25 protein-coding genes are annotated in these 25892 nt (G+C 69.3%); 15 read left to right on the plus strand and 10 right to left on the minus strand.

Features of this window, described 5'->3' with window-relative positions:
• Positions 1-8 precede the first annotated feature (8 nt).
• Positions 9-587, plus strand: coding sequence for a membrane protein (locus WT53_RS12180; RefSeq protein WP_034205994.1), 579 nt, complete (start codon positions 9-11; stop codon positions 585-587).
• A 39-nt stretch (positions 588-626) separates the two neighbouring features.
• Here the strand turns inward: WT53_RS12180 and WT53_RS12185 are convergent, their stop codons facing one another.
• Positions 627-1211 (minus strand): TetR/AcrR family transcriptional regulator, encoded by a 585-nt coding sequence (locus WT53_RS12185; RefSeq protein WP_060259990.1) that lies wholly within the window; start codon positions 1209-1211, stop codon positions 627-629.
• Between the two features lie 347 nt (positions 1212-1558).
• Here WT53_RS12185 and WT53_RS12190 point away from each other — a divergent pair, with 347 nt between their 5' ends.
• Positions 1559-2263 carry an SDR family oxidoreductase gene (locus tag WT53_RS12190; RefSeq protein WP_034205996.1) on the plus strand — a complete coding sequence of 235 codons (705 nt, stop codon included), beginning with the start codon at positions 1559-1561 and terminating at the stop codon, positions 2261-2263.
• Positions 2264-2312: 49 nt separating this feature from the next.
• Here WT53_RS12190 and fabV read toward each other — a convergent pair whose 3' ends face one another.
• Positions 2313-3515, minus strand: a complete 1203-nt coding sequence (fabV, locus tag WT53_RS12195) for an enoyl-ACP reductase FabV (protein WP_034205997.1) — start codon at positions 3513-3515, stop codon at positions 2313-2315.
• A gap of 163 nt (positions 3516-3678) precedes the next feature.
• On the opposite strand from fabV, the gene WT53_RS12200 reads away from it, so the two are divergent.
• From WT53_RS12200 to WT53_RS12225, 6 genes are all read left to right on the plus strand, one after another.
• The gene (locus tag WT53_RS12200) at positions 3679-4212 is read left to right on the plus strand and encodes a GbsR/MarR family transcriptional regulator (protein ID WP_034205998.1); all 534 of its coding nucleotides are present in this window, start codon (positions 3679-3681) and stop codon (positions 4210-4212) included.
• A gap of 88 nt (positions 4213-4300) precedes the next feature.
• Positions 4301-5620: an SDR family oxidoreductase gene (locus WT53_RS12205; protein ID WP_059780216.1), complete on the plus strand. Its 1320-nt coding sequence runs from the start codon at positions 4301-4303 to the stop codon at positions 5618-5620.
• On the plus strand, positions 5617-6087 hold the full coding sequence (locus WT53_RS12210; protein ID WP_059780085.1) for a DUF2269 domain-containing protein: 471 nt from the start codon (positions 5617-5619) through the stop codon (positions 6085-6087). The genes WT53_RS12205 and WT53_RS12210 overlap by 4 nt, the downstream gene beginning before the upstream one ends.
• Positions 6088-6181: 94 nt before the next feature.
• A complete protein-coding gene (locus tag WT53_RS12215) occupies positions 6182-7051 on the plus strand; it encodes a thiol-disulfide oxidoreductase DCC family protein (protein WP_060259993.1) in 870 nt (289 codons plus the stop codon).
• On the plus strand, positions 7048-8547 hold the full coding sequence (locus tag WT53_RS12220) for a TIGR01777 family oxidoreductase (RefSeq protein WP_060259995.1): 1500 nt from the start codon (positions 7048-7050) through the stop codon (positions 8545-8547). Before WT53_RS12215 ends, WT53_RS12220 begins: the two co-directional genes overlap by 4 nt.
• Positions 8548-8619: 72 nt before the next feature.
• A complete protein-coding gene (locus WT53_RS12225) occupies positions 8620-9243 on the plus strand; it encodes a glutathione S-transferase family protein (protein WP_034206001.1) in 624 nt (207 codons plus the stop codon).
• A gap of 75 nt (positions 9244-9318) precedes the next feature.
• On the opposite strand, the gene WT53_RS12230 is transcribed toward WT53_RS12225, so the two are convergent.
• Positions 9319-10740 carry a serine hydrolase gene (locus WT53_RS12230; RefSeq protein WP_060259998.1) on the minus strand — a complete coding sequence of 474 codons (1422 nt, stop codon included), beginning with the start codon at positions 10738-10740 and terminating at the stop codon, positions 9319-9321.
• Positions 10741-10985: 245 nt separating this feature from the next.
• Here WT53_RS12230 and WT53_RS12235 point away from each other — a divergent pair, with 245 nt between their 5' ends.
• The 5 genes from WT53_RS12235 (at position 10986) to WT53_RS12250 (ending at position 15155) form a co-directional block, all read left to right on the plus strand.
• Positions 10986-11405, plus strand: coding sequence for an HIT family protein (locus WT53_RS12235; protein WP_034206003.1), 420 nt, complete (start codon positions 10986-10988; stop codon positions 11403-11405).
• A gap of 248 nt (positions 11406-11653) precedes the next feature.
• On the plus strand, positions 11654-11830 hold the full coding sequence (locus WT53_RS33835; protein WP_179949012.1) for a hypothetical protein: 177 nt from the start codon (positions 11654-11656) through the stop codon (positions 11828-11830).
• Positions 11831-11989: 159 nt separating this feature from the next.
• Complete coding sequence (locus WT53_RS12240; protein ID WP_059780081.1) at positions 11990-12649, plus strand: isoprenylcysteine carboxylmethyltransferase family protein; 660 nt, start codon at positions 11990-11992, stop codon at positions 12647-12649.
• A 375-nt stretch (positions 12650-13024) separates the two neighbouring features.
• Complete coding sequence (locus tag WT53_RS12245; RefSeq protein WP_027781621.1) at positions 13025-13462, plus strand: hypothetical protein; 438 nt, start codon at positions 13025-13027, stop codon at positions 13460-13462.
• Between the two features lie 856 nt (positions 13463-14318).
• Positions 14319-15155 carry a bifunctional allantoicase/(S)-ureidoglycine aminohydrolase gene (locus tag WT53_RS12250; protein WP_034206005.1) on the plus strand — a complete coding sequence of 279 codons (837 nt, stop codon included), beginning with the start codon at positions 14319-14321 and terminating at the stop codon, positions 15153-15155.
• A gap of 80 nt (positions 15156-15235) precedes the next feature.
• Here the strand turns inward: WT53_RS12250 and WT53_RS12255 are convergent, their stop codons facing one another.
• On the minus strand, positions 15236-16030 hold the full coding sequence (locus WT53_RS12255; protein ID WP_034206006.1) for an aminoglycoside phosphotransferase family protein: 795 nt from the start codon (positions 16028-16030) through the stop codon (positions 15236-15238).
• 239 nt (positions 16031-16269) lie between these two features.
• Between WT53_RS12255 and WT53_RS12260 the strand changes: the two genes are divergently transcribed.
• Both WT53_RS12260 and WT53_RS12265 read left to right on the plus strand, forming a co-directional pair.
• Positions 16270-18432 (plus strand): penicillin-binding protein 1A, encoded by a 2163-nt coding sequence (locus WT53_RS12260; protein ID WP_060260001.1) that lies wholly within the window; start codon positions 16270-16272, stop codon positions 18430-18432.
• A gap of 8 nt (positions 18433-18440) precedes the next feature.
• The gene (locus WT53_RS12265) at positions 18441-19052 is read left to right on the plus strand and encodes a trimeric intracellular cation channel family protein (RefSeq protein WP_034206008.1); all 612 of its coding nucleotides are present in this window, start codon (positions 18441-18443) and stop codon (positions 19050-19052) included.
• A 30-nt stretch (positions 19053-19082) separates the two neighbouring features.
• Here WT53_RS12265 and WT53_RS12270 read toward each other — a convergent pair whose 3' ends face one another.
• The 6 genes from WT53_RS12270 to WT53_RS12295 form a co-directional block, all read right to left on the minus strand.
• The gene (locus tag WT53_RS12270; protein WP_060260004.1) at positions 19083-19472 is read right to left on the minus strand and encodes a VOC family protein; all 390 of its coding nucleotides are present in this window, start codon (positions 19470-19472) and stop codon (positions 19083-19085) included.
• Between the two features lie 104 nt (positions 19473-19576).
• Complete coding sequence (locus WT53_RS12275; protein ID WP_060260008.1) at positions 19577-20407, minus strand: heme ABC transporter ATP-binding protein; 831 nt, start codon at positions 20405-20407, stop codon at positions 19577-19579.
• Positions 20408-20426: 19 nt separating this feature from the next.
• Positions 20427-21515 carry an iron ABC transporter permease gene (locus tag WT53_RS12280; protein ID WP_060260011.1) on the minus strand — a complete coding sequence of 363 codons (1089 nt, stop codon included), beginning with the start codon at positions 21513-21515 and terminating at the stop codon, positions 20427-20429.
• A gap of 15 nt (positions 21516-21530) precedes the next feature.
• The gene (locus tag WT53_RS12285; protein ID WP_059780075.1) at positions 21531-22448 is read right to left on the minus strand and encodes a hemin ABC transporter substrate-binding protein; all 918 of its coding nucleotides are present in this window, start codon (positions 22446-22448) and stop codon (positions 21531-21533) included.
• Positions 22445-23536, minus strand: a complete 1092-nt coding sequence (locus tag WT53_RS12290; protein ID WP_060260014.1) for a hemin-degrading factor — start codon at positions 23534-23536, stop codon at positions 22445-22447. The genes WT53_RS12285 and WT53_RS12290 overlap by 4 nt, the downstream gene beginning before the upstream one ends.
• A 49-nt stretch (positions 23537-23585) precedes the next feature.
• The gene (locus WT53_RS12295; RefSeq protein WP_060260016.1) at positions 23586-25859 is read right to left on the minus strand and encodes a TonB-dependent hemoglobin/transferrin/lactoferrin family receptor; all 2274 of its coding nucleotides are present in this window, start codon (positions 25857-25859) and stop codon (positions 23586-23588) included.
• Positions 25860-25892: the final 33 nt, after the last annotated feature.

The following is a 25892-nucleotide window of genomic DNA, read 5'->3' on the forward strand; positions in this document are numbered from 1 at the left end:
CCGCCTCGATGAAACGCGCCCCTATCGCTTTCGCCCTCGCGGGCCTGCTCGTCGCGCTGCCGATTGCCGCGTACGCGCTCGTCAAACCGCTGCGCGTCGTCGCGCCCGCGCTGGTTCCCGGCGTGTCGTGCCCGAGCGCCGACATCTGCACGGACGATGTCGCGACGCTCGGCGCCGCGCAGCAGCTCTACCGCGACGGCGCCGCGCGCGCGGCGGCGGCCGTCGGCGCGTTCCGCGCCGCACCGCGCATCGTGTTCTGCGCGACGCGTGCGTGCGCCGATGCGTTCGGCCTCGGCACGCGCGCGGCGCTGACGCTCGGCGATTTCGGCATCGTGATCGCGCCGCGCGGCTGGCAGACCTACTTTCTTGCGCACGAGTTGATCCATCATCGCCAGGCCGAAGTGCTCGGCAACCTCGCCGTCTTGACCAAGCCGCGCTGGCTGATCGAAGGGATGGCGTATTCGCTCAGCGGCGATCCGCGCCATCCGCTCGCGCAACCGTTCGAATCGTGGCGCACGCAGTTCGCCGCGTGGAATGCGGCGCGCGGCACGCAGCCGCTGTGGGATGCCGCGCGGGCAATCGAATAGTGCGACCAGGACGGCGGCGGCGCGACGAAACGCGCGCCGTTACGCCGACGCGACTGGATCGCCGCGTCGGCCGGTCAGCGCGTCCCGCCCCGCGTCCAGAATTTCGTCGGCCAGCGCGGGATCGCTGCCGGCGATCGCGCGGGACAGCACGAGCGCACCGACCATCTGGCTGAAGGCCGCAAGCGCGTCGCGACGCGTCTGCTCCGGCGCGGCGCCGTCGGTTGCCACCATCCGTTCCAGTCGATCGAGATACGCGGCGAGCCCGTGCGCGTAGCATGCGCGCGCCGTATCGGTCAGCCGCGGTGCATCGCCCGCGAAGCCGGACAGCGGACACCCGGCCTCGACGTTGTCGCGATGCGCGGGCGACAGATACGCCGCCACCTGCGCGTCGAGATTGCCGGCGCTCGGCGAATCCGCGCGGTCGCGCATCGCCTTTTCCATGACTTCGGCGACCAGCGCGTCTTTCGATTTGAAGTGGTTGTAGAACCCGCCTTGCGTGAAGCCGGCCTCCTTCATCAGCTCCGTCAATCCCACCGCATCGACGCCGCGCACGCGAAACAGCCGCTCGGCGGCCGCGACGATCGCGCTTCGGTTCTCGGCAGCCTGCTGTCTGGATACGCCCATCGATCTCTCCCTGATCGTTGCCGATCGTATCGATTGAAAAACACAATGGTGATCGCCATTGACATGATCGTCCGGTGCGAACACAATGCATCGCAAAGACGATGGCGATCACCATTGACATCGAGTGTAGCCGACTTGGCAGGCAACGCAAAGCCAAGTCGGGGGCAGGGATGGCAATCGGTCGACGTTTGCGACGTCGCGGGCCATGACCGGCAGCGGATGGACGGCTCGTCGTTCGCCACCGGCGGCGCAACGGCTCGGCTCGCGACGGCAGCCTCGTTTTTCACCGGATCTCAAGCGCGTGGCGAGCCGGCGCGCAGGCGATTCATCATGCGAAAGGAACGATCATGAAGATCGAAGGTGCAGTCGTTTTCATCACGGGCGCGAACCGCGGGCTGGGGCTCGAGTTTGCGAAGCAGGCGCTCGCCCGAGGGGCGCGCAAGGTCTATGCGGCGGCGCGCGATCCGGCCAGCGTGACGCTGCCGGGCGTCGTGCCCGTGAAGCTCGACGTGACGGATCCGGCGGCGGTGGCCGCGGCGGCCGATGCCGCGCGCGACGTCACGCTGCTGATCAACAACGCCGGCATCGCGCGGCTCGGTAGCCTAACCGACGACGGCGCCGTCGACGCACTACGCGCGCACCTGGAGACGAACGTGTTCGGGATGCTGGCGATGTCGCGAGCGTTTGCGGGAACCCTCGCGGCGCACGGCGGCGGCGCGATCCTGAACATCCTGTCGGTCGCGAGCTGGGTGAACCGGCCGATCCTGTCGGGCTACGGCGTGTCGAAATCGGCCGCATGGGCGCTGACCAACGGGCTGCGCCATTCGCTGCGCGAGCAGCATACGCAGGTGGTCGGGCTGCATGCCGGCTTCATCGATACCGACCTGACGGCCGGCCTCGACGTGCCGAAGGCCACGCCGGCCGACGTCGTGCGCCAGGCGTACGACGCCATCGAAGCGGGGGCGGAGGAGGTGTCGACCGACGAATTCACGCGGCAGGTGAAGGCCGCGCTGTCGTCGGGCGTCTATCTGGAAGAGCCGGCGCCGCGTTGACGCCGCCGGCAATGCGAGCCCGCCGCACGCGCGGCGGCGGGTCGTGCCGTCAGACCGTCGTGTCGATGATGCCCGGGATCTTCACGTCCGGGTTCACGTCCGCGTCGTAGTCGACACCTGCGATCTCGAAGCCGAACAGGCGCAGGAACTCGGTCTTGTAGCCGGCGAAGTCGGTCATCTCGTACAGGTTCTCGTTCGTCACCTTGTCCCACATCGCGACGACCTTGTTCTGTACTTGCGGATCGAGTTCCTTGTAATCCGCGCGCAGGCGGCCTTCCTCGTCGACGTGCGGCGTCGCGCCGTACAGGCTGTCCTTCAGGAGGCCGTACACCTGCTCGATGCAGCCTTCGTGCGTGCCGGTTTCCTTCATCACCTTGAACAGCAGCGATAGGTACAGCGGCATCATCGGGATCGCCGAGCTGGCCTGCGTGACGACGGCCTTCAGCACCGACACGCGGGCATCGCCGCCGTGCGCGGCCAGCTTGTCGCGGATCGACAGCACCTTCTTGTCGAGATCCTTCTTCGCTTCGCCGATCGAGCCGTTCCAGTAGATGTCGTGCGTGATTTTCTCGCCGAGGTACGTGAACGCGGTGGTCTTCGCGCCGTCGGCCAGCACGCCGGCCTCGGCCAGCGCGTCGATCCACATCTGCCAGTCCTCGCCGCCCATCACCGCGACGGTGCCGTCGATCTCTTCCTGCGTCGCCGGTTCGAGCGACACGTCGCGGATCACTTCCTTGTCGGTGTCGAGGCCGCGGAACGTGACGGCCTTGCCGACCGGCTTGAGCGTCGAGCTGATGGTTTCGCCCGTCTTCGGGTGCGTGCGGCGCGGCGCCGCGAGGCTGTAGACGACCAGGTCGACCTTGCCGAGATCCTGCTTGATGGTGTCGATCGTGACCTGCTTGACCTTGTCGGAGAAGGCGTCGCCGTTGATGCTGCGCGCATACAGCCCCTTTTCCGCGGCGAATTTCTCGAACGCGGCGCTGTTGTACCAGCCTGCCGTGCCCGGCTTCGTTTCGCTGCCGGCGCGCTCGAAGAACACGCCGAGCGTGTCCGCGCCCGAGCCGAAGGCGGCCGAGATCCGGGCGGCGAGGCCGTAGCCGGTCGACGCGCCGATCACGAGCACCTTTTTCGGGCCATTGGCGATCGGGCCGTGCGAAGTCACGTAGTCGATCTGTTCCTTGACGTTGGCTTCGCAGCCGACGGGATGAGTCGTCACGCAGATGAAGCCACGCACGCGCGGTTTGATGATCATGGAAACCTCTGTCTATCAGAAAGGCGGGGACGGCCTGAAATCGGAAAAATCCCGCGCATTGTAAAGGAAGCGGCCGATCGCGGGCGGGCGCGGCCGGAAGGCGTCGGATCGCCCAGTTATTTCTCTCTTGACAGAAATAACTGAAATATCTAAATTCCCCACCATGGAACTCACACCGATTGCCGAACGATTCATTCTTCACTGGGGCGAAATGGGCTCGCGGTGGGGCGTCAACCGTACTGTCTCGCAGATTCACGCGCTGCTCTACCTGGCCGGACGGCCGGTTGCGGCCGACGAGATCGCCGAGACGCTCAACGTCGCACGCTCCAACGTCAGCACGAGCCTGAAGGAGCTGCAGGCGTGGCGGCTCGCGAAGGTCGTGCACGTGCTGGGCGATCGCCGCGACCACTTCGAGACGTCGACCGACATCTGGGAGTTGTTCAAGCTGATCGTCGAAGGGCGGCGGCAACGCGAGATCGAGCCGACGCTCACGGTGCTGCGCGAGTGCCTGACGAATCCGGACATCGCGAACGAGAGCCGCGAGACCGAACAGCGCATTCGCGACACGCTGCAGTTCGTCGAGACGCTCACGACCTGGTCCGACGAAATGCTGCGGCTCAAGCCCGATACGCTGATGAAGGCGCTCGGCATCGGCGCGAAGATCAGCCAGACGGTCAGGCGCAAGCCGTCGAAGTAAGCGGTCACGGCAGAGCGGGCACGCAGCCCGCTTTTTTCGGGGTTTTTATTTCTGTCTGTACAGAAATAACTGTAAATAGAGGATGAGCATGAACGCAGCGTTGCCATCGACCTGTTCGCCCGATCGCACCGGCGCACGCGGCATGACCGTGCTCGTGTGCGGCGCGAACGGTTTCATCGGGCAGGCGCTGTGCGCGCGGCTCGAAGGCGGCGGGCATCGCGTGCTGCGCGGCGTGCGCCGCGCGGCCGGCCCGCACGACGTCGCGATCGACTTCGCGCGGGACGTCGATCCTCGAGCGTGGCGCGCGCGGCTGAAGGGCGTCGACGTGGTGATCAACGCGGTCGGCATGCTGGCCGATCGACGCGGCGCGACGCTCGACGCCGTGCATCGCGCCGCGCCGTGCGCGCTCTTTACCGCATGCTGCCTTGCCGGCGTGGGGCGTGTGATCCAGATCTCGGCGCTCGGCGTCGAGCGCGGCGACACGCGGTACTTCGCGAGCAAGCACGCGGCCGACCGCTTCCTGCAGACGCTGCCGATCGACTTCCGCATCGTGCGCCCCGCGCTCGTCTACGGGGCGGCCGGCGCGTCCGCGCGGTTGTTCCGGATGCTCGCGAGCCTGCCCGTGCATGGACTGCCAGAGGGCGGCCGTCAGCGGCTGCGCCCGGTGCACGTCGACGATCTCGCCGAAGTCGTGGTGCGGCTCGTCGAGCACACGGGCGATTCGCGGGCGGCGGGCAGCCGCGTGATCGACGTGGTCGGCGGCGACGAGGTCGAATACCGCGAGATGCTGGCCTGCTACCGCGCCGCGCTCGGGTTTCCGCCGGCGGCCCGCGTGACGCTGCCGGGTCCGCTGGTCGGCGCGGCGGCCGCCCTGTTGGGCACGCTGCCGGGGGCGATGCTGACGCGCGATACGTGGACGATGCTGCGCGGCGGCAACACCGGCGATCCGGCGGCCGCCACCGCCGTGCTGGGCCGGCCGCCGCGCGGCCTCGGCAGCTTCATCGGCGCGGACGCTGGCGCATTGCGCCGCGACGCGCTCGCGATGTGGCGGCGCCCGTTGCTGTTGGGCGCGCTCGCGATCGTATGGATCTGGACGGCGATCGCGAGCGCCTTCATCCATCCGCTGCACGCGAGCCTCGCGCTGCTGGCGCTTGCGCACCTGACGGGCCTGCCCGCGTTGATCGCGCTTTACGCGGCCAGCGCGCTGGATTTCGCGTTCGGCATCGCGACCGTCGTCGCGCCGTCGCGGCGCCTGTGGGCCGCGCAAGCCGCGCTGATCGTCGCGTACTCGGCGGTCATCGCGGTCACGATGCCAGGCCTGCTGGCCGAACCGTTCGGCCCCGTGCTCAAGAACGTGCCGATTCTCGCCATCCTGTTGATCCTCTATTCAGAAGAAGAACACGCATGAATACCTATCTCGTCGTCAAGGCGCTTCATATCCTGTCTTCGGTGCTGCTGGTCGGCACGGGTTTCGGCACCGCGTTCTATCTGTTCTTCGCGAACCGCACGCGGTCGGTGCCCGCGATCGCGGCCATATCGCGGCTCGTGGTGCGCGCGGACTGGTGGTTCACGACACCGGCCGTGATCTTCCAGCCGGCGTCCGGGCTGTGGCTCGCGCACACGGCCGGCTGGCCGTGGCATACGCCGTGGCTGCTCGCGTCGATCGTGCTGTATGCGCTCGCCGGCGCGTGCTGGTTGCCGGTCGTGTGGCTGCAGATCGAACTTGCATCGATGGCGAAGCTCGCGCACGCGAACGGCGACGCCGCGTTGCCCGAGCGCTACTGGCGCTATGCGAAGCGCTGGGAACGGCTCGGTTATCCGGCGTTCTTCGCGATGCTGACCATTTACTTCCTGATGGTCGTCAAGCCGATGTGAGCCGGTCGCCGTCGCGCGGGAGCGGCGGCGTGCGCGGGAAAGCAGTCGATCGACCGGTTCCTGATGCCAGCGATAACAAGAAGGAGTGCAAAGCATGGATGCAAGTGAATTGGTTCTCTACTTCGACGGGCGATGCCCGTTATGCGTCGCGGAAATCCGGCGTCTTGGCGAGCGCGACGCGCGACATCGGCTGGCGTTCGTCGACATCGCCGAGCCGGGTTTCGATCCGGGGCCGCTGGGCGTCGACCTGCCCGCGCTGAATCGCGAACTGCATGCGCGCCTGCCCGACGGACGCATGCTGACCGGCATCGACGGGATCGCGGCCGCCCATGCGCTGGTTGGGCGTCGCCGGTTCGCCTCGCTGCTTCGCGTGCCGGCGATGCGTGCCGTGTTCGCGCCGCTGTATCGCCGCCTGGCCCACAACCGGTATGCGGTATCGCACTGGCTCGGGTATCGCGCGGAAGCCTGCCGTGAAGGCGGCGCGTGCAGCCTCGGCCGGAACGCCGAAAGCACGGCAGCGAATCGCCCGCCACGCGACATCCCGCGCCGCACCGTCGTGCGCTGGATGTACGCAGCCGCGATCGCGCACCTGCTCGTTGGCGCGGCCATTCCGTGGATTGCCGGCGCATCGTGGCTCGACGCGTATCACCGGGGCATCGAGTGGCATTTCCGGTCGACCGCGGCGCCCGACGCCGCGCGCGCCCAGCAGATCTGGTGGATGTCGCTGCTTGGCGCGACGGTGCAGTGCGCCGCAGTCTGGATGCTCGCGCTCGTCCATCTCGGCAACCGGTTGCGGAAGCGGGAAGTGTGGGGCTGGCTGCTGGCCGGCCTGTTGATCTGGGCGCCGCAGGACATGCTGTTGTCGTGGCAGGCGCAGGTGTGGGGGCACGTGGCGATCGACGTGGCCGCACTCGTCGCGATGGTGCCGCCGCTGGTCTGGTTGTGGAGGAGGGATACCGCATGAACACGTTGCCTGCTTTCGACTGGGCGCTCGACCTGCTGATCGTGCAGGGCGCGATGGGCGCATTCGATACGCTTTACCACCACGAACTCACGCAGGATCTGCCGCACAGCCCGCGCGCGCGGCTCGAACTGGCGATTCACGCGGTGCGGTCCGTGCTGTACGGCCTCGTGTTCGCGTCGATCGCGAACGTCGCGTTTCACGGCGCGTGGGTCGCGGCGCTCGCGGCGGTCGTGCTCGTCGAAGTGGTGCTGACGCTGTGGGATTTCGTCGTCGAGGACCAGAGCCGCAAGCTGCCGGCGACCGAGCGCGTGCTGCATACGCTGCTGGCCGTCAACGGCGGCGCGCTGTTCGGCATGATCGCGATGCAGCTCGCCGTGTGGGTGCACGCGCCCACCGCGCTGCACGCGATCGACCTCGGCTGGCGCGGCTGGCTGCTCGGCCTGTTCGCCGTCGGCGTGACGGTGTCGGGCGTGCGCGACGGGATCGCCGCGTGCCGTATCGCGCCACGCGCGCCGGCCGCCAACCCGTTCGCGGGGCAGCGGCCGGGCAACGTGCTCGTCACCGGCGGGACCGGCTTCATCGGCGAAACGCTCGTCAACCGGTTGCTCGAAGCAGGACATACGGTCACGTTGCTGGCGCGCGATCCGTTGCGCGCGGCTTACCTGTTTCACGGCCGCGTGCGCAGCGTGACGTCCGTCGACCAGTTGCAGCCGCACGAGCGCTTCGACACGGTCGTCAATCTCGCCGGTGCGCCGGTGCTGGGCGCACGCTGGAGCAAGCGCCGGCGGGCAGTGCTGCTCGCCAGCCGCGTCGGCGTCACGCAGGCGCTGATGCGCTGGGTGGAAACCGCCGAGGTCAAGCCGCGTACGTGGATCCAGGCGTCGGCGATCGGCTACTACGGCGTGCGGCCGGGCGACGAACGGCTCGACGAAGGCAGCAGCACCGGCACCGGCTTCATGTCCGAGCTGTGCCGGCAGTGGGAGCAGTCCGTGCAACCGCTCGAGCGCCACCGCGTGCGCGCGGTGGTGCTGCGGCTGGGCATCGTGTTCGGCCCGGGCGGCGCGTTGCGCCCGATGCTGATGCCGCATTACTTCGGGCTGGGCGGCCGATTCGGCGACGGCGCGCAGGTGATGAGCTGGATTCACCGCGACGACGTGTTGCGGATCGTCGCGCGAGCGATGTCCAACGCGGGCATGCGCGGCGTCTACAACGCGGTCGCACCGGCGCCGCTGACCCAGCGCGCGTTCGTGCGGATCGTGACGAAGGTACTGCGCCGCCCGGCATTCCTGCACGTGCCGGCCGCGCCGTTGCGCGCCGCGATGGGCGAGATGGCCGAGCTGCTGCTGGACGGGCAGCGCGTGGTGCCGGCACGGCTGCATCAGGACGGATTCATGTTCCGCTTCCCGACGGCCGAGCACGCGCTGCGCGACCTGACGAATCGGCCGCACGCCGATTTCGCGCCCGCGGCCTGCCGTTTCCCGCGAGGTCGTGTATAAATTCCGCATGAACGCGTTCGGTGCGTGTCGTGCGCGCCGAATGCGCCGCATCCGACCTCACAAGGAGACTGCATGCTGCACGTCCTCGGCAAGATTCCGTCCATCAACGTCCGCAAGGTGCTGTGGCTGTGCACCGAACTGAACCTGCCGTTCGAACAGGAAGACTGGGGCGCGGGCTTCCGCACGACCCACGATCCGGCCTATCTCGCGCTGAATCCGAACGCGCTCGTACCCGTCATCAAGGATGACGATTTCGTGCTCTGGGAATCGAACACGATCATCCGCTATCTCGCGAACCGCTACGGCGGCGATGCGCTGTATCCGGCCGAGCCGCAGGCGCGTGCGCGGGTCGACCAGTGGATCGACTGGCAGGGCTCGGACCTGAACCGCTCGTGGGTCGGCGCATTCCTCGGCCTCGTGCGCAAATCGCCCGACCATCAGGATCCGGACGGCATCGCGCAGTCGATCGCGGGCTGGACGAAGCACATGCAGGTGCTGAATGCGCAGCTCGAAAAGACCGGCGCGTACGTGGCCGGCAATACCTTCACGCTCGCGGACATTCCGATCGGCCTGTCGGTGAATCGCTGGTTCGGCACGCCGTTCGAACATCCGGAATTGCCGGCGGTGTCGCGCTATATCGAACGCCTCGCGACGCGCGAGGGTTTCAAGCAGTACGCGGGCAGCGCGAATCCGTAATGCGGTGCAGATAGCGCGTGAAGCGGCGGCGTCACTGCCGCCGCTTTCTCGCGTCCGGCGGGCAACGGCCGGCCGTCACGCCCCGGGCGCCGGCACCGCGTCGAGCACGCGCGCGAGAAACGCCTCGTGATTCCACGCGGCTTCCGGCCGCGACAGCCCGAGCCGTACGACCACCAACTGACGGCTCGGTACCACGCTCACGAACTGGCCTTCATGGCCGACCGCATGAAACGCGTCGGCCGGCATCGCCCGCGCGTGCGGATCGCGATCGTTGAACGGCTCCGGCACCTTGACCCACAGCTGCGCGCCGAATTCCTGTCGCGACGACTGCGGCGTCGCGCGCGTCAGGTAGCGTACCCAGCCTTCCGGCAGCAGCCGCTGTCCGTTCCACACGCCGTCCTGCAGCAGAAATTGCCCGAAGCGCGCCCAGTCGCGTGCGCTCGCATACATGTACGACGCGCTGACGAGCGTGCCCGACGCGTCGGGCTCGAATACCGCGCTGTGCATCCCGAGCGGCGCGAACAGTGCACGGCGCGGAAACGCGAGGTAGTCGGCGTCGCTGCCGCCCAGTGCTTCGCGCATCACGCGCGCGACGATCGCGCTCGTGCCGCTCGAGTAGGACCACTGCGCGCCGGGCGTCGCGACAAGCGGCTTCGCCGATGCGAACCGCGCGGTATCGGGCTGCGTGAACAGCATCACCGCGACATCGGACAGCGGGTCGTCGTAGTCCTCGTTGAACTGCAGGCCGCTCGTCATCCGCAGCAGCTCGTCGAGCGTGATGGCCGCGCGCGGATCGCCGCTGCCACGCCATTCGGGCAGCAACGCCGACGCGTCCGGCGACAGCTTGTGCCGCGCGACCAGCGTGCCGACCAGCGCGGCCGTCACGGTCTTCGTCATCGACCAGCCGGGCAGCGGCGTGTCGGCGGTGAAGCCGGGCGCATAGCGTTCGGCGATCGCCTGGCCGCGCCACAGCACGACCACCGCGCGCGTGCGCCGCGGCCGCGCCGGATCGGGTTCGTCGAACGCGCGGTCGAGCGCGGCCTGCAGCTTGTGGGCGTCGATGCCGGCGGGGGGCGTGGTCGGTGCGGGCAGCGCTGGTCGCTCGGGCGGCGGATCGGGGAGGGGCGGCAACGCGACGGGCAAGGTGGCCGCCGCCGCACCGGTCGCGGGCACGAGCGCGAGCGTGCAGCCGAGTCCCGGCCGGAAGTCGGCTTCGCGTTCGGCGAAGCCGGCGAAGGTCGCCACCGCGCGATGACGGTCGGGGTCGATCGACGGGCGCACCAGTTTCAGCAGCGGATGGACGCCGGCCATGATGTCGACGTCGATCACGGACGCGGCCGGGCGGCCCGACACGAATACGCCCGAGCACAGCGCCTTGGCCGCATAGCCGGTCGCGATCGGCGCAAGCCGGGACAGCATGTAGCCCGTGTAGCCGAGCGCGGCAACGAGCATGAACGCGACAGCGCGCAGAATCACTTTCTTGAGGGGGATCGTCATGCGCGAGCATCCTCGGTGGCGTGCCGGCCGGCAACGATGCGGCAGTGTCGCAGGTTCGGGCGAGGCGTTGCAATCGCAGCCGCGTGACGCGCGATGACGGCCGCATGCATTCGCGCTGCCGCGTACCCGACAGGTCGGCCGGCGTCGCGCGTCGGGGCGAGTTGATATCGGGCCGGCCATCGGCCGATAATCGTCCGGCATTGCTCTCTCCCAGTCCCACTGTCCAACCGAGATCGGAAAACGCCATGTCCTACGACAACAACAACCCGTTCGCCAGGATCCTGCGCGGCGAACTGCCGTGCGTGAAGGTCGCCGAAGACGACGCGACGCTCGCGATCATGGACCTGATGCCGCAGGCCGACGGTCACGTGCTCGTGATCCCGAAGGAGCCGGCCGCGCAGATCTTCGAGCTGTCCGGCGATGCGGCCGCGGCCGGCATCCGCATGACGCAGCGCGTCGCGGCGGCGGTGCGCGCGGCGCTCGATCCGGACGGCGTGTTCATCGGCCAGTTCAACGGCGCGGCAGCCGGCCAGACGGTCCCGCACGTGCATTTCCACGTGATTCCGCGCTGGGAAGGCGCGGAGCTGCGGATGCATGCGCGCGACGTCGCCGACGCGGCGACGCTCGAAGCGCTCGCGCAGCGCATTCGCGCCCGCTTCGTGTAACGGCCCGACGTACTCGGTGCAGCCGCCGTCCACCGACCGCCGTGCCGCCCGAGCGTGTTTCAGCGGTCACACCAGGTAACACGTGTAACCGCCCGGGAAACTCGGCCGGCCAGGCCCGGCGCTAGACTCCGCGCATTGTTTCATCGAGCGACAGGAAGGGCGGATCGCCCCTTCGTGCCGGCCGCCGCCCGTCGCGGCGGCACGGCCTTCGCGCGGTGCCGTTCGTTTTTTGCGCGGAGAACCGAGCCATGTCCAGACTTCTCATCACGCTTGCCTTGATCGCCGGCCTGTCCGGCTGCTACGTCGCGCCGCCGTACGGTTACGCGCCCGCGCCGGCTTACTACGGTTACGGCTACGGCTATGCGCCCGCGTACTACGCGCCGCCCGTCAGCGTCGGAATCGGCGGCCACTTCCGCATCCGCTGATCCGCTGTAGGGCGCCCGCCTCGGCCATATCGGCCCGGTCGGCCGCCCGCGGCTCGACGATGCGCGCGAACGCGCGCGCCGCATGACCGCGGCGCACGGCACCGGGTGTGTGCAATTCCTATACTTCACGGGAAAGCACGCCCCCGCGAGGCCGTCATCATGACCGTTACTCCCAAGGTCGTCGTCCTGTCGAGCGTCTCCACGCTCGTCTATCTCGGGCTCGCCGTCCTCGGCAGCGGCGGGTTCGCCGCGTTCTTCTCGCATCCGTCGTTGATCGTCGTCGTCGTCGCGACGCTCGCGATGGCCGTCGCCGCGCTGTTCACCGAAGGCAACCTGAGCAGCGGCGAGCGCGAGAACCGCGACAATCGCTGGGTGCTCGCGGCGTTCGCGGCGAGCGGCTTCCTGCTTGCGTACTTGCCCGCGCTGACCGACCGGCTCGACGTCTGGACCTTCGGCGGCGACACCGTGCGCTGGATCGGCGTCGTGCTGTACATCGCGGGCGGCGTGCTGCGCATCTGGCCCGTGTTCGTGCTCGGCAAGCGCTTCAGCGGGCTCGTCGCGATCCAGCCGGGCCATACGCTCGTGACGGGCGGCATCTACAGCCGCATCCGCAATCCGAGCTATCTCGGTCTGCTCGTCAATTCGCTCGGCTGGGCGTTGGTGTTCCGTTCCGGCGTCGGCGTGCTGTTGGTCGTGCTGATGCTGGTGCCGCTCGTTGCGCGGATCCGCTCGGAGGAGGCATTGCTGCGTTCGCAATTCGGCGCCGAATACGACGCGTACTGCGCACGGACGTGGCGGTTACTGCCCGGCGTGTACTGACCCCGTCATCTTTTCGCCGCCCGTTGTTCGGAGGCCGCTTACCGCATGTGCAGATGTGTTGCCACGTGTGTCTCGAACGTGCGTTCGCGTGCATGAGCGGTCTATGCCCGAGCGGGGCCGGACCCTCGCACAAGTCAATACCAGCAAGGATTTCCAGCGATTTACGGTACGCGTGCGGTATGCGCGATTCGTAAACAACTTGTTACCAGAATGTCTACGGCAGGAATGCGGGACCGGTGCTATTCTTCGCCGCAAGCTCATTGAAATGAATTGGTCCGCGGTTCGGCACAATGCCTGGCCCGACGTCGATCGATTCAGATCGTCGTACCGAGCGGACCTCGATAACCAGAATTGCGAACAAGGAAGAATACGGGAATGTGGAAGAAAATCGCCCCCGCTCTCGTCGTCGCCGTGCTGACCGGCGCGACCGCACTGCCGGCAGTGGCCGGTGACTTGAACAACGCGCTCGGCGGCGCGCTCGGCGGGGTTGCCGGCGCAGCGGTCGGCGGCGCGGTCGGCGGCAGCACCGGCTCCGTCATCGGCGGCGCGATCGGCGGCGGCGCCGGCGGCGCGGTGACGTCGAACCGTCGCGAGCGCACCGGCGCGATCATCGGCGGCGCTCTTGGCGGCGGCGCAGGTACCGCCGCAGGCAACGCGATGGGCGGCCGTACGGGCGGCCTGCTGGGCGCGGCAGTCGGCGGCGGCGCCGGCGCGGCACTCGGCGGCAACATGTCGCGCAGTTCGTACGATCGCGATCACGGCGACCGCGGCTACCGTCACCGCAAGCATCGTCACCACCGCGACTGGGACTGATCGCCGCTGGCGCGGCACGGTGCGCGAGCCGCGCACCGGCGCGCCGACGGCGTCGGCATCCCGACGCGAACTTCAGCCCGGCGTCCTGCCGGGCCGCTTCGCCGGCCAGACCGGCGATTCTTCTCCGGCTGCATCAGCCGCTGCCGTGTGCCCGATCGACGGGCCGGCCATTCTCCTCCCGCCGTTTTGCCCGTTTCTCGACGACATCGTCTGCCGCGTCCGAACGCATCCGCACAGGATCGGCCGAACGACATCTGTTTTTCCTTCGACACGTCGACTCGTTCCAACCTGACTTGACCTGATCGTCTCCCGCGATCCTGTCGCAGCGATCCGCTGCCCCGCACGTAGCAACCGACTTCGATCCGCGTCACGAAATGCACCGAGACCGTCGCTTGCGCGCCGCATTGCCGTGTATCGACGCATTCCGGCGAACGTCGCAACCGTCAGGATTTCCCCGATAGTCGGCCCGTCCCTCGACGCTTCCCGACCGCGCATCACGGGCGCCGGCGGGTAGTGGCAAATCGAATGGATGTCATCGCAACATTTAATTGGTCGATCGGGATCGACTTCGCTATCGTCGGCGATGCTCGCGTACGGCACCGAACCGTGCCGTCGTCCGCGCCTCGCCGCATGATCGCGAGCGCGGCGGCCCGGCCGCCGGCCCGACGACTCGGGCCGCCGCGTCCGCCGAACCGGACGGACCCGACGCGAAGCCTGGCCGACCGATCGAAGGCGCATGCGCTTTCAAGCCACCCCGGCAACGATGTCCCGCCGTCGCTTGCGTGCCCCACGCGCATGCGGACCGCCCGACGCCGTTTGCGCCCGGGGCCGGACCAACCCATTGCCTGGATGCAATATGTCTAAGACAACGTATTACGCGCCGCACGGCGGCCACCCGCCGCAAACGGATCTGCTGACCGATCGCGCGATGTTCACCGAGGCGTACGCGGTGATCCCGAAGGGTGTGATGCGCGACATCGTCACGAGCTGGCTGCCGTTCTGGACCCACACGCGCCTGTGGGTGATCGCCCGCCCGCTGTCGGGTTTCGCGGAAACCTTCTCGCAGTACATCGTCGAAGTGAATCCGGGCGGCGGCAGCGACAAGCCCGAGCAGGACAAGAACGCCGAAGCCGTGCTGTTCGTCGTCGAAGGCGAAGCCGAGCTGACGCTGCAAGGCAAGCAGCACACGCTGAAGCCGGGCGGCTACGCGTTCATTCCGCCGGGCGCGGACTGGACGCTGCACAACGTCAGCGATGCGGCGGTGCGTTTCCACTGGATCCGCAAGCATTACCAGGCCGTCGACGGCATTCCACTGCCCGAAGCGTTCGTGACGAACGAGCAGGACGTCGAGCCGATCCCGATGCCGGGCACCAACGGCGCATGGGTGACGACGCGCTTCGTCGACATGAGCGACATGCGTCACGACATGCACGTGAACATCGTGACGTTCGAGCCGGGCGGCGTGATTCCGTTCGCCGAAACGCACGTGATGGAGCACGGCCTGTACGTGCTGGAAGGCAAGGCCGTTTATCGCCTGAACCAGGACTGGGTCGAGGTGGAAGCCGGCGACTTCATGTGGCTGCGCGCATTCTGCCCGCAGGCGTGCTATTCGGGCGGGCCTGGGCGGTTCCGTTATCTGCTGTACAAGGACGTGAACCGTCACATGAACCTGACGCTGAACCCGGCGCGCTGAAGCGCGACGTAGGTCGGATACGAAAGCCCGCCGGTGTGAGCCGGTGGGCTTTTTTCATGGGCGATGCGCGCGGTGTGGGGCTACCGGTCGAGCGCGGCCGCAGCCAGCGCGGCGATCTGCAGCCGCGTATCGGGCGGCAGCTCGTCTTCGATCAACCACACGGCCGACAGCCCCGACCACGCGAGTATCCACTGCAGCAGCCGGCGCCGGTCGAGTCGTGCGGCGTCGGCCACGAGCACGATGCGCCGCTCGAAACGCACGGGATCGACCGCGATGTCGTGAGCGGGATTGCAGAACAGGTTCGCGTAGTCGAACGTGCGCTCGCCGCGCAGCCCTTTCGGGTCGATCGCGCGCCAGCCGCGATCGTCGAAATGAAGAATGTTGTCGTGGTGAATGTCGCCGTGCAGCACGACTTCGTCCACGGATGGCTTGGCCAGCAACTGGCGAGCGACCGCCGCCGAACAACGCAGCGCATCGTGGTCCGCATCGCTCGACAGCAGCGCGTAGAACCAGTCATGCAGCGGCACGACCGCAGGCACCTGCGGCGCACGATGTGCGTGCAGCCGCGCCACGACGTCGCAGGCGATGCGCATCGTGTCGTCGTCGTGGCCTGCTGCCGACAATGCGGCTAGCGATGGCGCCGGCTGCGCGCGTTCGAGCAGGATCGCGTCGCCGTCGTGCCGCCACACCTGCGCGGCGCCTTGCCCATTCCACCACGCCATCAGCGCATTGCCGCGGCGCTCTTCGTCGCATGTGGCGACTTTCAGCATCGCGGGCCGCGCGCGCCAGACGACCGGCAACAGGCCGCCGCTCGCGGTCAGGATCGGGCCGCCGTCGGGGACGAGGCCCCACAGGTCGAGATATCGATCGAACATCACGCGATGGTACAGGCGAACCGGCTCGCGCGCCGCGCGGTCCGCCATGACCGCGTGCCGCAGGCCCGCACGCGCGCCGCGAACCGACCCGCCGCCCTTTCCTAAATAAAATTTAGCCAGCCAAACTTTGGCTAAAGAATGTTCCGGTTTCACGTCATCCCTTCGACAATGCGCGCCTTTCGCGACCGATCGGCGCCGCTCGCGCGCCGGCCGTCGCGGCATTGAAGAAGGAGCCCGACATGACCGACCCCACCGCCAACCTGCCGCCGCCCGCGCCGCCCTCCGCACCGCCGCGCCGCCGCCGCGTATGGCGCACGCTCGCGGGCGCGTTGCTCGGCCTGACGCTCGCGTGCGCCGGCATCGGCGCCTGGACGATCGACCGCATCTGGACGCAGTTGCCGTCCGTCGAACACTTGGCCGTCTATCGTCCCGCGCTGCCGCTGCGGATCTTCTCGCGCGACGGCGACCTGCTGGCCGAATACGGCGTCGAGCGGCGCGAGTTCGTGCCGCTCGAACGCATCCCGCCGCTGATGCGGCATGCGCTGCTCGCGGCCGAGGACGCGAAGTTCTACGAACACGGCCCGGTCGATGTCGGCGGCCTCGCGCGGGCGACGTTCGCGAACGTCGTCACCGGGCAGCCGGGGCAGGGCGGCAGCACGATCACGATGCAGGTCGCGCGCAACTTCTACCTGACGCGCGACAAGGTGCTGAGCCGCAAGCTCGCCGAGATTCTGATGGCGGCCAAGCTCGAACGCGAATACAGCAAGGACAAGCTGCTCGAGCTGTACATGAACGAGATCTATCTGGGCGAGCGCGCGTACGGCTTCGCGGCGGCCGCGCACGTGTACTTCGGCAAGCCGCTCGACGCGCTGAGCGCGGGCGAGGCGGCCGCGCTCGCCGGGTTGCCGAAGGCGCCGTCCGCGTTCAACCCGGTCGTCAACCCGGCGCGCGCGACCGCGCGGCGCAACTACGTGCTCGGCCGGATGCATGCGCTCGGCCAGCTCGACGAGGCGACGTATCGCGCGGCCGTCGACGCGCCGATCGCGCTGGCGACCACGCCGCCGCCCGGGATCGTCGCGGCGCCGTACGTCGCCGAGCGCGCGCGCCGGATGATGGTCGAGCGGTTTCACGACGACGCATACACGCTGGGCCTCGACGTGACGACGACGATCTCGATGCGCGACCAGCGCGCGGCCGAAGCCGCGCTCGAGCGCACGCTGAGCCGGCAGCCGCGCGCGAAGCGCGACATGCGCAACGGGCTCGAAGGCGCGCTCGTGTCGCTCGATGCGGCCACCGGCGACATGCTCGCGCTGGTCGGCGGCGCGGATTTCGACCGCAACGTGTTCGACCATGCGCTGCAGGCGTATCGCCAGCCGGGGTCGAGCTTCAAGCCGTTCGTCTATTCGGCGGCGCTGGAGAAGGGCTACTTCCCCGGTGTGCTCGTCGACGATACGCAGCGCACGCTCACGCACGCGGAAACCGGCGCGCGGCCGTGGCGTCCGCGTAATTTCGGCAATCGCTACGAAGGCTTCATCCCGGTGCGGCGCGGGCTCGTGCGCTCGAAGAACCTGGTCGCGGTCAGCCTGATGCAGGCGGCCGACGCGCGCTACGTGCAGCAGCACGCGGTGCGTTTCGGCTTCGACGCGCAGCGCAATCCGGCGTCGCTGCCGCTCGCGCTCGGCGCGGGCGCCGTGACGCCGCTCGAACTCGCGAGCGCATACGGCGTGTTCGCGAACGGCGGAACGCGGATGGAGCCGCGCCTGATCCTGTCGGTGAAGCAGCGCCACGGCGGCGCGATGTACGAGGCGACCGTGCCGGCGGGCGAACGGGTCGTATCGGCGCGCAATGCGTTCGTGATGGACAGCATGCTGCGCGACGTCGTGCGGGCCGGCACCGCGCGCGGCGCGCTCGCGCTGCGGCGTGACGATACGGCGGGCAAGACGGGTACGTCGAACGGGTCGAAGGACGTATGGTTCGCCGGCTACTCGTCGGGCATCGTCGCGGTCGCGTGGCTCGGCTACGACACGCCGCGCCCGATGGGGCGGGCGACCGGCGCGACGCTGGCGCTGCCGGTCTGGCTCGACTACATGAAGACGGCTGTCGACGGGCGCACGCCGGTCGCCGCGACGCCGCCGCAGGACGTCGCGCTCGTCGACGGCGATTTCGTCTACGCCGAATACACGCGCGGCACGTGCACGGCCGACGTGCCGGCGTATATCCGCAGCCGCTTTGCATGCGGCGGCGCGGCGGCCGTCGATGCGCCGGATGCGCCGGATGCGCCGGATGCGCCGGATGCGCCGGATGCGCCGGCCGACCACGGCAAGCGCGACGCACCGATGCCCGCCGCCGTCGATGCGGCCGAGCGCGAACGCGTGCTCGACCTGTTCCGGACCGACGACTGACGCGCGCCATGCATACGCTCTATCTGATTGCGATCGTCGCGGAAGCGATGTCGGGGGCGCTGATGGGCATGCGCCGCGGGATGGACCGCTTCGGGCTCGCGCTCGTCGGCGCGGTGACGGCGCTCGGCGGCGGCACCGTGCGCGACGTGCTGCTCGGCCACTATCCGCTCGGCTGGATCGCGCATCCCGAATACCTGGTGATTACGCTCGTCGCCGCGACCGTCGCGTCGTGGGCGGCGCGGCACGTCGCGCGCATGAAGACGCTGTTCGTCACCGTCGATGCGATCGGCCTCGCGGCGTTCACGATCATCGGCTGCGACATCGGCGCGTCGACCGGCACGGCGCCGATCATCGTGGTGCTGGCCGGCGCGATCACCGGCGTGTGTGGTGGGATGCTGCGCGACCTGCTGTGCAACGAGATGCCGCTGATCCTGCGCGAGGAACTGTATGCGAGCGTCGCGTTCGTCACGGGCGCGCTGTATGTCGGGATGCAGCATGTCGGCATCGACGCGGGATGCGCGACGCTCGTCGCGCTGGCGGCCGGCTTCTCGATGCGGATGCTCGCCGTGCGACTCGGCTGGAAGATGCGAAGCTTCGGCGCGGCGGACGTCGAGCATTGAGCGCGCGTGCCCGAGCCTGCGCGCCGGCATTCAGTCCGGCTGCATCACCTGAAAGACGTTCCCTTCCGGATCGATGCCGTCGACCATCCGGTACGGGAAGCCGTCGTAGCGCTTCAGCGCGCGCACGGTCACGCCGTCGCGGGCGAGCCGGTCGCGATACGCGTCGATATCGGCGTCGATCGTGAATACGAGCTTCACGTTGCTGGCGGCCACGTTCGCGTTCGTGCTTGCCGATGCGGCCGCAGGGCGGAACGCCGGGCCGGCCCGATGCAGCGCGAGCTCGATCGCGCCCGCGTCGAGCACGGCCCATTCTCCGTCGATTTCCTCGATGACGGGCAGCGCGAAATGCCGTCGATAGAACGCCTTCAGCAACGCGACGTCGCGGACGTACAGGATGATGCGGGTCATCGGAAGCGGCACGGGGGCACCTCGAAGGGGAGATACGACGGATCTGGAAAGAACGCCGCAGCCAAAGGCGGCGTACGACATCGAGCGACGCAACGATCGCGCGACACACGCCCGCGCTACGCGGGCACCATCACCGGCGGCGTCCCGTCGCCGGTTTCCACCATCTTCACCGCGAAGCCATAGCACCGCGCGATATGGGCTGGCGTCATCACGTCGCGCGGTGCGCCATGCGCGACGATCGTGCCGTCGACGAGCATCGCGATCGCATCCGCATGTCGCGCGGCGAGGTTCGGATCGTGGACGATCGCGAGCACGCCGAGCTGCCATTCGCGCGCGACGGCGCGCACGGTATCGAGCAGGCGGTGCTGGTGCGGGAGATCGAGCGCGGCGGTCGGCTCGTCGAGCAGCAGGTAGCGCGGGCCCGGTTCCGTCGCGTCGTGGTCCGGCCACAGCTGCGCGAGGACGCGTGCGAACTGCACGCGCGCGAGTTCGCCGCCCGACAGCGTCGTGACGTCGCGGCCGACGAGCGCATCGGCGCCCGCGCGTTCGAGCGCGCGCCACGCGATGTCGCGATCGCGGTGTGCGATCACGTGCCGCGTACCGCCGCGCCGCGTATGCGGATAGCGGCCGAGCAGCACGATTTCGTCGACGCTGAACGGGAAGGCCGGCTGCGCGGCCTGCGGCAGCACCGCGCGCAGGCACGCGAGCCGCCGCGCGTCGATGCGCGCGAGCGATTCGCCGTTCAGCGTGACGTCGCCCGTCACGCGCACGCCGTTCGGCGCGATGCTGCCGGTCAGCTCGCCGGCGAAGGCTTTCAGCAGCGTGCTCTTGCCCGCGCCGTTGCGGCCGAGCAGCGCCGTCACGCGGCCGGGTTCGATCGACAGCGACAGGTCGCGCAGGATCGTGCCGTGCCGGCGGGCGACGTCGAGGTGGTGGGCGGTCAGCATGGTCGTCTCGAAGAAGGGATTACCCGCCGAGCGCGCCGCGGTTCTTCCACAGCAGCGCGAGGAAGAACGGCGCGCCGAGCAGCGCGGTCAGCACGCCGAGCGGAATGTCGGCGGGCGCGGCGACGGTGCGCGCGGCGAGATCGGCCGCGAGCGTCAGCAACGCGCCGAGCAATGCGGCGCCGGGCAGCACGATGCGCTGGTCGGGGCCGCACGCGAGGCGCATGCAATGCGGCGCGACGAGCCCGATGAAGCCGATGATGCCCGCGCACGACACGAGCGCGCCGACCGCGAGCGCGACCGCGACGAGCACGCGCCGCTTCAGTTGCTGCACGGGCACGCCGAGATGCAGCGCTTCGGTTTCGCCGAGCTGCAGCGCGTTCAGCGCGTCGCGTTCGCGCACGAGCAGCACGCAGCCTATCGCGACGCACGGCGCGACGGCCGCCAGCGTCGACCATTGCGCGCCGCCGAGGCTGCCGAGGCTCCAGAAGGTCAGCGAACGCAGCTGTGCATCGTCGGCGACGAACGTGAGCAGCCCGATCGCCGCGCCGGCCAGCGCATTGATCGCGATGCCGGCGAGCAGCAGCAGCGGTAGCGCAAGCCGGCCGCGCGATGCGGCCAGCCGGTAGACGAGCGCCGCGACCGCGAGGCCGCCCGCGAACGCGGCGACCGGCAGCGCGGCCGCGCTCGCGTGGGCGGCGAAGAGCGCGGGGCCGAGCACGATCAGCACGGTCGCGCCGAGCGCGGCGCCGCTCGACACGCCGACGAGCCCCGGATCGGCGAGCGGATTGCGGAACAGCGCCTGCATCGCGGCGCCGGTCGCGCCGAAGCCGCCGCCGACCAGCAGCGCGAGCGCGACGCGCGGCGCGCGGATGTCGAACAGCACGGCGCGCGCCTGTTGCGCAGCCGCGTCGCCGCTCAGTGCGGCCCAGGCTTCCGCCAGCGGAATGCGGTACGCGCCGACGCACAGCGCGACGACGGACATCGCGCCAACCAGAACGGCGAGCGCGGCCAGGACGAACGGCGCGAAGCGGCGCGACGTGCCGACGCGCGCGGCGCCGGTACGCGAGGCGGACGATGGCGCGTTGAAAGGCGAAACGTGAGCGGGCATCGGGTCGATCCAGAATCAGGCGAGCGCATCCGACAGGCGTCGATGCAAGGTCGTGACGGCGAGCGGCAGGCGCGGGCCGAAGCCGAGCAGGAACAGCGCGTCGAGCGACACGACGCGCCGCGCGCGGCCGGCCGGCGTCGCGCCGAAGCCGGGTGTCGCGAGCAGCGCGGCGTGACCGCCGACGGCCGCCAGCCCTTCGTCGGAGATCAGCACGACGTCGGGTGCGGCCGCCGCGAGCGCCTCGGTCGTCAGCGGCTTGTAGTGATCGAAGCCCTGCATCGCGTTGCGCGCGCCCGCGTAGCGGATCATCGCGTCGGCGGCGGTGCGCTGGCCGGCGACGAGCGCCTGGGTGCCGGTATGGTTCAGCACGAACAGCACGCGTGGCGGCTGCGCGCCGCCGGGCACGCGCGCGGCGACCGCGTCGCGCGCGGCCTGCCAGTCGCGATCGAAACGCCGCAGCAGCGCGGCGCCGGCGTCGCGCACGTCGAGCGCTTGCGCGACGCCGGCGATCTTTGCGCGTACCGATTCGACGTCGTGGCGCTCGTCGAACGTCGTCACCGTGACGCCGGCGCCTTTCACTTGCGCGATCGCCGTCGGCGGGCCGGCTTCCGCCGATGCCAGCACGAGATCGGGCCGCAGCGACAGCAGCCCTTCGGCCGACAGCGCGCGCTGGTAGCCGACCTTCGGCAGGCGCTTCGCGGCGTCGGGATACGTGCAGGTCGTGTCGGCGCCGACGAGCCGATAACGCGGCGTCTCGGCGCCGCCGAGCGCGAATGCGGTCTCCGCGAGCGCACCGCCGATCACGATCACGCGCGTCGGGGCGGCCGGTGCGGCCTGGGCGAGCACGCCGCCGGGCAGCGCGGCCGCGAGCGCGCCGGCCGCTGCGCCGGCCAGCAGCGACCGGCGGCGCGGATCGAACGGCCGCGCGCTCACCGCGCGGCTCCGCGGGCGGCCGCCGGCAGCGTCGCGACGAGCGTGCGCCAGTCGTCGCGCTCGGCCTTGCCGGGCTTGCGCTCGCCGAACAACAGCGCGACGTGGTCGCCCTGCCGGTCGAACAGCTCGAGCGACGTGACGATGCCGTCGCTCGTCGGCTTCTTCACGACCCACGCCGCGGCGATCAGGTCTTCGCGCACGTGCAGGTTGAATCCCGGATCGAGCACGTTGATCCACGCGCCGACCTCGCGCACGTTCGCGACGGGGCCCGTATGGATCTGGATCATCCCCGCGTTGCCGACGAACACCATGATCGGCTGGCCGCTCTTCGCCGCCTGTTCGAGCACGTGGCGCAACGCATGCGCGGTTTCGACCGGATACGCGTAGTGCGGATCGGCGAGACGCAACGCCTGCATGCGGCTCACGCCGAAGCGCTGCGTGATGCCGAAGAACTGGTGCGTGTCGGTCATCGCGTCCCACGCGGCGCGAAAGCCTGCGACGTCGATCTCGGTGTCCGCGCGCTCGGGCGTTTTCGGCGCGGCGGGCGCGACCTCGAGGCCCGGCTCCTGCGACGGCGCGCGCCAGCGTTCGACGAACGCGTCGTATACGGCATGATCGCTGTGCGCGCGCAGGTAGACCTTGTGGATCGCATGACCCTGCGCATCGAAGAACTGCAGGCTCTTCAGCGGGCCGTGCGCGGTTTCGTCGCGCACCGCGAACGCCGACACCCAGTGACGATAGAAGATGCGCAGGTCGATGTCGCCGAGCGCGAGGCCGACGGGGCCGTCGTGGCTCATCTGCGCGTACTCGCCGTCTTTTTCGTGGACGGCCGTGTCGTTGCGCGTGAGCGCCATCACGCGGCCGAGGCGCGGCATTTCCTCGAACATCGTCGGAAAGCGCGCGTCGAGCCGCACGACGTGCTCGCCGACGAACGCGGCGAGCGCCTCGGCTTCGCTGACGCCGAGCGCCTGCGCGACGTCGCGGTTGCGCAGTTGGCGCTCGGTCTTGAGCTTGATGAACGCGTCGCGCAGCGCGGCGGCCGCGCGGGCCGGCGTGGCCGATTGACCGGGAAGGGCGGATGGCATCATGTCGGACTCCTTCAAGTAACGGTTGGGGTGGCAGCGCGGGCACCGCGCATCAGAAATCCACTTTCATGCTGACGGCGACCGTGCGGCCGGGCGACGAATACGCATCGAGCACCTGCGAATCGGCCGCGATGCCGCGCACGTCCGACCAGTTCCAGTACTTGCGGTCGAACAGGTTGCGGATGCCGATCGTCGCGCTCACGTGCTTGTTGAAGCGGTAGCCGCCGCGCAGGTCGACGACGAACGACGACGGCGGCGTGAAGCACGCCTTGTTCGAACAGTCGGACTTGTCGACGTCCTTGTCGCGTTTGGCGGCCTGGAACAGCAGGTCGGTCTGCACGAACCAGCGTTCGCCCGGCTCGTACCGCACGCCGAACACGGCCGAGAACGGGTTCACGGTGTTGAGCGGCTGGCTGGCCGCGCCGTCGTTCTGCGTCGAGCCTTTCGTGAACGCCATCGCCGTCTTCAGCGTGATGCCGTTCGGCATCACCCATTCGGCGCGGCCTTCGAGGCCGTGGATGCGCGCGTCGGCGAAGTTCACGTACTGGAACACGAACGGGTCGACCGGGCGGCCGCTGCCGGCGATCGTCGTACGCGAGATGAAGTTGCGGTAGCGGCCGGTGAACGCGGCCGCGCTGTAGCGCACGACGCCGTAGCCGGTGCCGGCCTTGCCGCGCAGGCCGGCTTCGAACGTGTCGCTGGTTTCGGGCTTCAGGTTCGGATTGCCGATCGACGTGTAGCCGTACACCGGATTCGAGAAGCTGCTGTTCACCTGGTCGGGCGTCGGCGCGCGGAAGCCGTGCGCGTACTGCACGTACGGAATGACCGCGGGCGTGATCTCGTAGAGCACGGCGACGCGCGGCGACAGTTCGTTCGCGCTCGTCGACACGGCCTTGCCGGTGAACAGCGGATCGTTTTCGGTCGGGCTCAGCCGGTACGTGTCGAAGCGCAGGCCCGGCGTGACGAGCAGGCGGCCGTAGCCGATCTGGTCCTGCACGAACGCGCCGAACAGCGTGTAGTCGGTGTCGGGGAACGCCTTGTTCGGGAACGCTTCGCCGACGCCCGGCACCGTGCCGTCGCGCATGTTCGTCACGCGCGACAGGCTGCCGTCCACGCCGTACAGCAGCTTGTGCGCGAGCGGGCCGGTCGCGAAGCCGCTTTCGGCGAACGCGGCGCCGCCGAACGTGCGTTCCTTGTACTGGTTGTCGCGCGAGCGCGATTTCAGCGGCGCGCCGCGCGTCTCGAACGCGTACTGGTCCTGCTTCGCGTCCTGGTAGTAGAACTGCACGTGCGCGGTCTGGAACCAGCGGAATGCGTCGTCGCGGAAGTCGTAGTCGACGCTGAAGCGGTTGCGCTCGAGCCGGTCGCGAGTCGTGAGGCCGAGCGTCGCCGGCGCATTGATCGCGGAGAGCACATCCGTGCTCACGCGCCGCTGCACCGTTTCGGCGGTGAGCTTGACCGTGTCGCGCGCGGTCGGCGTCAGCACGAGCTTGCCGAGCAGCGATTCCGAATAGACGTCCTGCGGGTTCGACGTCGTGCGCAGCGTGCTCGCCGAGTTGTTGCCGCCGCGCGTGTCGACCTCGTGGCCGCGCCGGCCGTCGGCGATGATCATCCCCTGGATGCGATCGTTGCCGCCCGCGGCCGACACGGTCGCGCCGACGCTGCGGTCGGCCGAGTCGTAGCTCGGCCGGAACGAGAAGTAATGGGGTTTGCCGTAGATCGACAGCAGGTCGCGCGGATCCTTCGTGATGAAGTTCACCGCGCCGGTCAGGCCGTCGCTGCCGTAGAGCGCCGACGCCGGCCCGCGCAGGATCTCGATGCGCTTGAGCGTGTCGAGATCGGCGTAGTCGCCGCGCCCGGCTTCGAGCGGCCCGAACGAGAACGCGTTCGGCAGGCGGATGCCGTCTTCCATCAGCAGCACGCGATTGCCCTCGAGGCCGCGGATGTTGATGCTCGAATCGCCGTCGCGGCCGCCGCCGAGCGCGGCGCTGCCGGGCCGGTACGCGGTGCGGCGCACCGTGATGCCGGGCTCGTAGCGCAGCGCGTCCTTGATGTTGGTGGCCTGCTGCGCTTCGAGATCCTCGTCGGTGATCACCGACACGGACGCCGCCGTGCGGCTCGCCGCGGTGGCGGTGCGGGTGGCCGTGACGGTGACGGGGTCGAGCAGCGCCGCATCGCCGCGCGTGGACGCGGCGGCGGTCAGGACGGCGGCAGGCGGGGTGGCGCCTTGCGGCGCCGAATCGGCGTGAGCCGTGGCGGCGGACAGGCCGAACGCGCCGAACAGCGCGGCACAGATCGGCCGCCGCGCCAGCGTATAGCAATGCACAGGTGGTCTCCCATTGACGATAACAAGCCCGAA

The organism is Burkholderia sp. MSMB2157WGS, assembly GCF_001532755.1.
Taxonomy (GTDB): Bacteria; Pseudomonadota; Gammaproteobacteria; order Burkholderiales; family Burkholderiaceae; genus Burkholderia.

Bases quoted from the DNA above. Each gene is read 5' to 3' on its own strand.
- WT53_RS12250 (WP_034206005.1), top strand. From the start codon at position 14,319: ATGTCTAAGACAACGTATTACGCGCCGCACGGCGGCCACCCGCCGCAA.
- WT53_RS12245 (WP_027781621.1), top strand. From the start codon at position 13,025: ATGTGGAAGAAAATCGCCCCCGCTCTCGTCGTCGCCGTGCTGACCGGC.
- WT53_RS12200 (WP_034205998.1), top strand. From the start codon at position 3,679: ATGGAACTCACACCGATTGCCGAACGATTCATTCTTCACTGGGGCGAA.
- WT53_RS12220 (WP_060259995.1), top strand. From the start codon at position 7,048: ATGAACACGTTGCCTGCTTTCGACTGGGCGCTCGACCTGCTGATCGTG.
- WT53_RS12235 (WP_034206003.1), top strand. From the start codon at position 10,986: ATGTCCTACGACAACAACAACCCGTTCGCCAGGATCCTGCGCGGCGAA.
- WT53_RS12210 (WP_059780085.1), top strand. From the start codon at position 5,617: ATGAATACCTATCTCGTCGTCAAGGCGCTTCATATCCTGTCTTCGGTG.
- WT53_RS12240 (WP_059780081.1), top strand. From the start codon at position 11,990: ATGACCGTTACTCCCAAGGTCGTCGTCCTGTCGAGCGTCTCCACGCTC.
- WT53_RS12275 (WP_060260008.1), bottom strand. From the start codon at position 20,407: ATGCTGACCGCCCACCACCTCGACGTCGCCCGCCGGCACGGCACGATC.
- WT53_RS12260 (WP_060260001.1), top strand. From the start codon at position 16,270: ATGACCGACCCCACCGCCAACCTGCCGCCGCCCGCGCCGCCCTCCGCA.
- WT53_RS12255 (WP_034206006.1), bottom strand. From the start codon at position 16,030: ATGTTCGATCGATATCTCGACCTGTGGGGCCTCGTCCCCGACGGCGGC.
- WT53_RS12265 (WP_034206008.1), top strand. From the start codon at position 18,441: ATGCATACGCTCTATCTGATTGCGATCGTCGCGGAAGCGATGTCGGGG.
- WT53_RS12280 (WP_060260011.1), bottom strand. From the start codon at position 21,515: ATGCCCGCTCACGTTTCGCCTTTCAACGCGCCATCGTCCGCCTCGCGT.
- WT53_RS12180 (WP_034205994.1), top strand. From the start codon at position 9: ATGAAACGCGCCCCTATCGCTTTCGCCCTCGCGGGCCTGCTCGTCGCG.
- WT53_RS12225 (WP_034206001.1), top strand. From the start codon at position 8,620: ATGCTGCACGTCCTCGGCAAGATTCCGTCCATCAACGTCCGCAAGGTG.
- WT53_RS12215 (WP_060259993.1), top strand. From the start codon at position 6,182: ATGGATGCAAGTGAATTGGTTCTCTACTTCGACGGGCGATGCCCGTTA.
- WT53_RS12185 (WP_060259990.1), bottom strand. From the start codon at position 1,211: ATGGGCGTATCCAGACAGCAGGCTGCCGAGAACCGAAGCGCGATCGTC.
- fabV (WP_034205997.1), bottom strand. From the start codon at position 3,515: ATGATCATCAAACCGCGCGTGCGTGGCTTCATCTGCGTGACGACTCAT.
- WT53_RS12205 (WP_059780216.1), top strand. From the start codon at position 4,301: ATGAACGCAGCGTTGCCATCGACCTGTTCGCCCGATCGCACCGGCGCA.
- WT53_RS12290 (WP_060260014.1), bottom strand. From the start codon at position 23,536: ATGATGCCATCCGCCCTTCCCGGTCAATCGGCCACGCCGGCCCGCGCG.
- WT53_RS12190 (WP_034205996.1), top strand. From the start codon at position 1,559: ATGAAGATCGAAGGTGCAGTCGTTTTCATCACGGGCGCGAACCGCGGG.
- WT53_RS33835 (WP_179949012.1), top strand. From the start codon at position 11,654: ATGTCCAGACTTCTCATCACGCTTGCCTTGATCGCCGGCCTGTCCGGC.
- WT53_RS12230 (WP_060259998.1), bottom strand. From the start codon at position 10,740: ATGACGATCCCCCTCAAGAAAGTGATTCTGCGCGCTGTCGCGTTCATG.